This window comes from Burkholderia sp. HI2714, assembly GCF_002223085.1.
GTDB lineage: Bacteria > Pseudomonadota > Gammaproteobacteria > Burkholderiales > Burkholderiaceae > Burkholderia > Burkholderia lata_D.
The window spans coordinates 92977-100468 of the sequence record NZ_NKFM01000071.1; the positions used below are offsets into that span (position 1 = coordinate 92977).

At 59.8% G+C, this 7492-nt stretch carries 6 protein-coding genes and 3 pseudogenes; 7 read left to right on the top strand and 2 right to left on the bottom strand.

What is annotated here, in order from left to right:
• The first annotated feature begins 167 nt into the window (after window positions 1-167).
• The 4 genes from CFB82_RS39555 (at window position 168) to CFB82_RS39565 (ending at window position 4449) form a co-directional block, all read left to right on the top strand.
• A complete protein-coding gene (locus CFB82_RS39555; RefSeq protein WP_226136174.1) occupies window positions 168-2030 on the top strand; it encodes a clostripain-related cysteine peptidase in 1863 nt (620 codons plus the stop codon).
• A 342-nt stretch (window positions 2031-2372) separates the two neighbouring features.
• Window positions 2373-3527 (top strand): glycosyltransferase, encoded by a 1155-nt coding sequence (locus CFB82_RS39560; protein ID WP_089487680.1) that lies wholly within the window; start codon window positions 2373-2375, stop codon window positions 3525-3527.
• Window positions 3518-3667, top strand: a complete 150-nt coding sequence (locus tag CFB82_RS43595) for a hypothetical protein (protein ID WP_175810067.1) — start codon at window positions 3518-3520, stop codon at window positions 3665-3667. Before CFB82_RS39560 ends, CFB82_RS43595 begins: the two co-directional genes overlap by 10 nt.
• Window positions 3668-3690: 23 nt before the next feature.
• Entirely contained in the window at window positions 3691-4449 is a 759-nt protein-coding gene (locus CFB82_RS39565) for a polysaccharide deacetylase family protein (protein ID WP_089487671.1), read from the top strand.
• Window positions 4450-4452: 3 nt separating this feature from the next.
• Here the strand turns inward: CFB82_RS39565 and CFB82_RS42745 are convergent.
• Window positions 4453-4602: pseudogene (locus tag CFB82_RS42745) on the bottom strand (IS3 family transposase); the annotation flags it as partial.
• Between CFB82_RS42745 and CFB82_RS39570 the strand changes: the two are divergent.
• The 3 genes and pseudogenes from CFB82_RS39570 to CFB82_RS39580 all read left to right on the top strand — a co-directional run.
• Window positions 4595-4933 (top strand): annotated as a pseudogene (locus tag CFB82_RS39570) (integrase core domain-containing protein); the annotation flags it as partial. The pseudogenes CFB82_RS42745 and CFB82_RS39570 overlap by 8 nt on opposite strands.
• Before the next feature lie 82 nt (window positions 4934-5015).
• Window positions 5016-5273 (top strand): annotated as a pseudogene (locus CFB82_RS39575) (transposase); the annotation flags it as partial.
• A 257-nt stretch (window positions 5274-5530) separates the two neighbouring features.
• The gene (locus CFB82_RS39580; RefSeq protein ID WP_089487672.1) at window positions 5531-6481 is read left to right on the top strand and encodes an IS481-like element ISBcen26 family transposase; all 951 of its coding nucleotides are present in this window, start codon (window positions 5531-5533) and stop codon (window positions 6479-6481) included.
• Window positions 6482-6571: 90 nt separating this feature from the next.
• Here CFB82_RS39580 and CFB82_RS39585 read toward each other — a convergent pair whose 3' ends face one another.
• Window positions 6572-7276 (bottom strand): IS110 family transposase, encoded by a 705-nt coding sequence (locus tag CFB82_RS39585; protein ID WP_175810128.1) that lies wholly within the window; start codon window positions 7274-7276, stop codon window positions 6572-6574.
• Window positions 7277-7492: the final 216 nt, after the last annotated feature.

Genomic DNA, 7492 nt, shown 5'->3' on the forward strand with positions numbered 1-7492 from the left:
GAAATATTTCCGGGATTGGCTCGATCATTACGAATATTGACCGAGCTATCTGAACACGTGTCCAGTTTATTAATAATGAACCGGTCGCGCGGCAAAATATCACTGAATAAAAATGTCGTTCTCCAATTTGGAGTTCGAATTCATTGTTAAAAAATGGAGTAGATATCGTGAAATCGTTATCAATGAAAGTGACGGCATTCTCGCTTGTCGTGTTTCTGGCATCGTGCGGTGGCGACGATACAGCGTCGCCCCAACCCAAGCCCCAGCCGCAAGCCGCTACCACCGTGATGGTTTATATGCTCGGCTCCGATCTTGAGAGTGGTGGTGGAAACGACGAGGCGGGTCGAAATGCTACGAAGAACCTCGAAGAGATGTTGAAGGCAACCCTGCCGCCCAATGCCAATATCGTGATCGAAACCGGTGGTGCGAATGTCGTCAACGACCCCACCCGCCTCGTGCCGAACTGGATCAATGTAAAGCGCCATGTCATTGCCAACGGTAAGCTTCAGCAGGTCGCGGATCTGGGCAAGGTCGATATGGGGGCGCCGTCAACCCTGTCCGACTTCATTGCATGGACGAAAAGCAAGTACCCGGCCGGCAATTACAAGCTGCTGTTGTGGGATCACGGGGGCGGCTGGACGGGATATGGTGGCGATGAGAATTTCAACAAGTCGCAGATGACATTGCCGAATTTGTCGAAGGCGATTGCGGACGGCGAGAAAGCGGCGAATATTCGCTTTGATCTGATCGGCTTCGACGCATGCCTGATGGCGACGGTTGAAGTCGCGAGCGCGCTGAGCCCATATGCCGACTATCTCTTGGCGTCGCAGGAACTCGAACCCGGCAGCGGCTGGAACTGGACTACTGTCGTGGCCTCCGCGACGCAAGACGCACGTACGTTTGGGAAGTCGGTTGCCGATTCGTACATCGAGAAACAGGACGGCGAGCGGGAATTCAGTACGCTCTCGTTGATCGATCTGAGCAAGATCGCTAACGTTCAGACTACCCTCGAATCATGGACGGGAACCGTGCTCTCGGCGATTTCCGGTTCGGATGACAGTTGGGCCCGGGTCGCCTGGATGCGGGCGACCTCACTGGGCTTTGGCGGCAATGGTAGCGGCACCGACAGTAACCCGTCCCTCGATCTGGTCGATCTGAAACAATTCTCCCGGAACATCGCGGACAAGGTTCAGGGTTCCGTTGCGCTGGCCAATGCGATCAGTCAGGCGGTGGTATATAGCAACACCAGTGCGAATTACAGCAACGCGTCTGGCCTGTCGGTCTACTTTCCGTCTCGATCGTTCATATCTGGCGCAACACAGTCACAGTATCAGGCGATCGATTTTTCGCCGAAGTACCGCGATTTCACAAGCAAATATATTGCCGCCATCGCGTCCAAGCCGCATATCAGCGATATCAATGCAGTCGTCAGGGGAGGGGCGATTACCGGGAGCGTCTCCAGTGACGCCGGGATTCTTTCTCTCGATAATCTTCTTTTTTCCAATGTCGGAACGGATGGTACGGCCACACTGGTAGGCAGCAGCCCCCTGCGCGAGATAAGTGGATTCAGCGCATCGCAGTCGTTCAATGTGCCGCTGTCGGGCGACTGGCCCACGCTCGATGGCTACCCGGTGATTCTCGGCTATCTCTATGCTGACGATAAGAATAAATACTGGGGTGTTCCCATCGAGCTGAACGGAGAGCTGACCTATCTCCTGTATCAGCTCAACGACGATCCTGCCGATGCGGCGCCGCAGTGGACTGCGGTGGGCACGACATCCTCGCTCTCGGATCGCGTACCCCGACTGATGCCGTTACCGGCCGCGGACGACAAGGTGCGCATCCTTGCCGTAAAGCTCGACACGACGACAGGGAGGGCAACCGATCTCGTTCCGGCGACGCCCGTGTTCAGCCTGGCGAATTTCGATCTCCAGTTGGCCCCGGTGCACGGAAGTTTGAGCCAGGCATTGATGGCGACCGATTCGACATGGAATGTCAAGCTTACGGACATTTATCCGCGCAACCCCTGAGCTGAAAAGTGTGGTGCGGCCCGCCGTAAGCCGAATGGTAGAGGCGGGCCACGTGCCTTAAGCGAATCCATGTATCCACCATTGATGTGTAGCAGGGTATTTCTGTGCCACGGCAGCTGGGGTGTCCAAACGCAAATAGCATTTGCTTTTGGACACGCAAAGTTTTTGTAACGGGTATCAGACTCCGAGACGGCCCCGCTTCACGTATCTGTCACGTCTCGCGTCGTTCCCATGGTGAATTGGTAGCGCGCAAATGGCGTTATTGACAAGTTTGATGGTGAATCATTCATTGTCTGAATCTTGGGTCCTGTAATGTGCACTGGTGAATAGGTGCTACGCATGATGAACATTCTGTACACCAACTTCCACGGCGATTACGGCGGCGGCCAGGACACCTATGTCCGCGATCTCGCCGTCGCGATGAGCCGCCATCACCGCGTGACCGTGGCGTCGCCAGAAGGCAGCCGCCTGTCGCGACTGCTGAAGGACAGTCCCGACGTGGCGATCTTCGACATGGAATTCAAGCCGCGCTGGAACCGGCTGTGCCGGGAGATTCTCAGGCTGCGCCAGCGGATCGCCGCCGAGCGCTTCGACGTGATCCACGTGAACGGGTCCGCCGATCACCGGCAGGTGATGCTGGCGCTGCTCGGCTGCCGGTATCGGCCGGCGGTCGTGCTGACCAAGCACAACACCTATCGCGCCGACAGCTTGGGCAACCTGCTGCGTGCCCGGCTGGCCACCGACCACACGATCGCGGTCAGCGACTACGTCGCCAGCATGCTCGCGCTGCGCTCGCCGTACGGCAACGTCACGGTCGTCAAGCACGGCGTGCGCCGGCCCGCTGCCGAACGACTCGCGGCCGACGAAATCCGCCGCCGCAAGATCGCGCTGTTCGGCGCGTCCGGCGCGGATGCGATCGTGCTGGGCAGCAGCGCCGGCACAGCGCCCGAAAAAGGCTGGATGGACCTGATCGCCGCGCTCGGCCGCCTGCCCGAAGCCGAGCGCGAGCGGTTTCGCGTGCTGCTGGTCGGCGCGGAGCCGTCCGGCGAGCAGCGCGCGCAACTCGCGCGGCACGGCATGGCGTCGCGCACCGCGTTCACCGGGCGCCTCGACGATGTGCGGGCGCCGTTCTCGATCATCGACGTGTCGTTCGTGCTGTCGTACCACGAGAGCCTGTCGTATGCGTGCCGCGAAGCGATGTCGCTCGGCTGCCCCGCGATCGTGACGCGCGTGGGCGGGCTGCCCGAGAACGTCGAACCGGGCGTGGACGGCTGGGTCGTCCCGCCGCGCGAGCCCGCGGCGATCGAAGCGATCCTGCGCGCGATCGTGCAGGAACCCGGCTGCGTCCGTGCGATGGGGCGCAGCGCGCGGCTGAAAGGCAAGCGCGAATTCTCGTTTGACGCGTTCGTCGACGCGACCTTGTCCGTTTATCACGAATCGATTCGGCACAACCCCTACCGCTGGGTGACTTCATTGATATCTACAAAATGGCAGTGAATAAGTACCGGGACCTGCACCACAAGGAGCCGCTGGCCTACTGGAATGCCGCACCGATCACCGCGCGGTGGGCCGCCACTGCCGATTTTACTGAGGTCGGAGACTTCAAGACCATGCGGATTTTCCGCGAGGCTGCGTAATCCCGCCTTCCTGCGATCCGCCGATGCTTGCGCTCACCCCACGTTATCCGATCCTGACGTATCACCAGATCCGCCAACTACCGCCGACGACCGACCGGCTGCGCAGCCTGAGCGTCGCGCCCGACGCATTCCGCCGCCAGATGGCGCTGTTCAAGCGGCTCGGCTACCGTGGCCTGAGCGTGCGCGAACTACAGCCATACCTGCGCGGAGAGCAGCAGGGCAAGGTCTTCGGCATTTCGTTCGACGACGGCTTTCGCAACGTGCTCACGCATGCGATGCCCGTGCTCGACGCGCTCGGGTTCACCGCGACCTGCTACTTCGTCGCCGGCCGGTTCGGCGGCGCGAACGACTGGGATGCTGGCGCGCCGACCAAGCGCTCACCGCTGATGACCTGTGAGGACATGCTCGCGTGGCGCGATCACGGCCATGAAATCGGCTCGCATACGCTCGATCACGTTGCGCTGTCGTATGTGCCGACACCTGTCTCGGCATTTCAATTGACCGAATCGAAGCGGCAACTCGAAATGCTGAGCGGCCAATGCGTCGAATCGTTCTGCTATCCGTACGGCGATCTCGATGCGCGCGTGCGCGATGAGGTCATCGCTGCCGGTTACGGCAACGCGACGACGACCCGGCGCGGATGCGCCGGTGCGAACGACGATCCGTTTTTGTTGCCGCGGATTCCGGTCGCGGGCGGGGTCGGGGCTACGAGGCTGTGGTTCAAGTGTGTGCGGGTATCGCTAGGTCAGGGCGCAATGTTTCTGTCGCGTCGAGAAGTGTAGTGGTCAACTCATTCCGGACACTGCGTTAAGTTTTTCTTCCGCGACAGCCGGTGCCAGTCCGTCATTGAACTGATGCGGCCGTATCCAGTTGTACCGGTGCATCAGGTAATGACTGATGTCCCGATGTGCTTCCTGCGCCGTCAGGTATCCCAAGGCGGTGCGAACATACCAGGGCCCCGAATTTACGAGCCGGGCGCTTGACCAGTGGGCGTATGCGAACGGCGTCACGCTGAAGTTGATTCAGGCGGGCAAGCCAACGCAGAATGCGTACATCGAATCGTTCAACGGCAAGTTCCGCGACGAATGCCTTAACGAGCACTGGTTCACGACACTCGCGCACGCTCGGGCTGTCATCGCGGCATGGCGTCAGGACTACAACGAGCAAAGGCCGCACAGCGCACTGAACTACCCTGCGCCGTCAGAGTTTGCGGCGAAACATCGGGCAACCGCGGATGCTCCTGCCGCTTTCCAGGAGTTGGTTTAAATGACCCTAGCCCACAAAACTGTCCCATTTGGAAGTTGAAGATTCCGGCATGACGTTGTCATCGAGACCAGGAGGTCATGCCGTGAAGAAGAGCAAGTTCACCGAAGAGCAGATCGCATATGCGTTGAAGCAGGCCGAGCTGGGCACGCCTGTCGCGGAGGTCTGCCGCAAGATGGGGATCAGCGACGCGACGTTTTACAACTGGCGGACGAAGTACGGCGGGCTATCGCCCTCAGAGCTGCGCCGGCTGAAGCAGCTTGAGGAAGAGAACGCGAAGCTCAAGCGGCTCGTGGCCGATCTGTCGCTGGACAAGGCCATGCTGCAGGATGTGCTGTCAAAAATGTATGGTCCGCCCCGGCTTTGCAAGGCGAGCGTTGTCAATCCGACGCATGTCAGTTTGCGTAAATGTATCCGGCCTCTCGCGAGTCGAACGCTTTTGGCGTTCAGGCCATGATGAGATCTGCGCGTACCGTTCCTAATAAGTTGGCTCGGGCTTCCTAGCTGTGAAGCTTCAATAGGTTGTATCGATGGTTCATCCGGACTGAGTCTGGGAGACTGGAAGTCGCCAAACACCCAACCTTCCAGGAACCCAGCCGGATGAACACCCATAAGAATGCCCGACTCACTTTCGCACGTCGACTTGAGATGGTTCAGGAGATCACCGAATCCGGTTCGAGCGTGTCGCAAGCGGCGGCCGATCACGGCGTGACAGCACCGACTGTGCGCAAATGGCTTGGACGCTACCTAGCCGGCGGTGCGGTTGCGCTGGCTGACGCTTCTTCTCGACCGGCTCGCTCTCCACGCGCCATCGCCCCGTCGACGGCCTTACTGATCGTGGAATTGCGCCAGCAGCGCTTGCTGCAACGTCAGATCGCTCGACAGGTGGGAGTGTCGGCCTCGACCGTCAGTCGGGTGCTGGTGCGTGCCGGACTGTCTCGGTTGAGCGACCTGCAACCGCGTGAACCGGTTCAGCGCTACGAGCACGAGGCGCCGGGCGATTTGCTGCACATCGACATCAAGAAGCTTGGCCGTATCGCGCGTCCTGGCCATCGTGTCACCGGCAATCGGCGCGATACAGTGGACGGCGTTGGCTGGGAGTACCTGTTCGTCGCAGTGGACGATCACGCCCGGATTGCCTACACGGCAATGCATCCAGACGAGACGAAACGCAGTGCCGTGCAGTTCCTGCGCGATGCAGTGGCTTGGTACGCCGGACTCGGCGTGCGTGTGCATCGCTTGCTAACCGACAACGGTTCGGCGTTTCGCTCACACGAGTTTGCGCGAGCCTGTCAGGAACTGGGTATCCGGCACAAATTTACGCGGGCGTATCGTCCGCAGACCAACGGCAAGGCCGAACGCTTCATCCAGTCAGCGTTACGCGAATGGGCCTACGCATGGACATACCAGAGCTCGGCCCATCGCATCGAAGCCTTGGCGAGTTGGCAGCACCACTACAACTGGCATCGTGCCCATAGCGCCATCGGCGGCGTTGCGCCGATGGCCAGACTTCCCGCGTCGAGAAACAACCTCTTGACGCTTCACACCTAGCCCGCTTTTTTGACCAAGGCTTACAGCACGCCAGTCAACTGTTGCGTCATCTCGATTCCACGTCCCTGCAAACTTGAGGTCGGTTCGGTTCTAAAAGCGAGGATCCATTTTTTCGTACAGGGCCCCCGGACGCGTGAGCACAACCCACGCGACGCGAGCAAGTTTGTTCGCCAGCGCTATCACGACCTTGTTGTGATGCATCCTGCTCTCGAGCGTATCGATCCATCGCCCGAGCCGATCTCTTGAGCGATCCAGATGCATCAGACAGGACTGAGCGCCCAATACAAGTAGGCGGCGCAGGTACGTGTTGCCGCGTTTGCTGATGCCCAAGAGCGTTGGCTTGCCGCCGGTCGTATGCTGACGCGGAACGAGGCCGATCCACGCAGCCAAGTCACGTCCGCTGCGGAACTGCTTGCCGTTTCCAACGGCTGCGCACAGAGCGCTTGCCCCAAGCGGGCCAATTCCCGGAATCGTCGTGAGGCGCTGTACAACGTCATCGTGCTTGGCGGAGGCTTCGATCTGACTGGAAAGTGCGATGACGCGCTCATCGATACGCAGGAAGTCAGACCACAGATCCGTTAGCAGCTGTCGCATACTCGGCGTCAGATCGTTGGAATCGTCCGCGAGAATGCGAATCGCATCGCGTCGGAACATGCCGATGCCGGTGTGGATTTCGCATCGTTCGCTCAACGACGACCGACGAAGTGACATCTTTCCTTCGCAAACGGTGACAACTTTCCTTTGGTCTACGAGTTTCGCGAGCGCGGCCCTCTCTAGGGGATTGACAGCTCCCACCGCGGCGATCGAAAAGCGGTGCGGTCATCGTTGCGGCGCCCTGTGTTTCTGGCGCGGGCGAGGACATGCCGGTGGGCGGATTCATTGGGGGTAATCCCCCCGCAGAACCGGCGGGATCAGAAGTAGAATTTTCTCGTTGAGGGAGTTCTACAGAATGAAGAAGTCGAGATTCACGGACAGCCAGATCATGGATGCGCTCAAGCGCGTGGAGGCGGG

Coding starts and splice junctions, on each gene's coding strand:
- CFB82_RS39560 (WP_089487680.1), top strand. CDS start 2,373: ATGAACATTCTGTACACCAACTTCCACGGCGATTACGGCGGCGGCCAG.
- CFB82_RS43595 (WP_175810067.1), top strand. CDS start 3,518: ATGGCAGTGAATAAGTACCGGGACCTGCACCACAAGGAGCCGCTGGCC.
- CFB82_RS39565 (WP_089487671.1), top strand. CDS start 3,691: ATGCTTGCGCTCACCCCACGTTATCCGATCCTGACGTATCACCAGATC.
- CFB82_RS39580 (WP_089487672.1), top strand. CDS start 5,531: ATGAACACCCATAAGAATGCCCGACTCACTTTCGCACGTCGACTTGAG.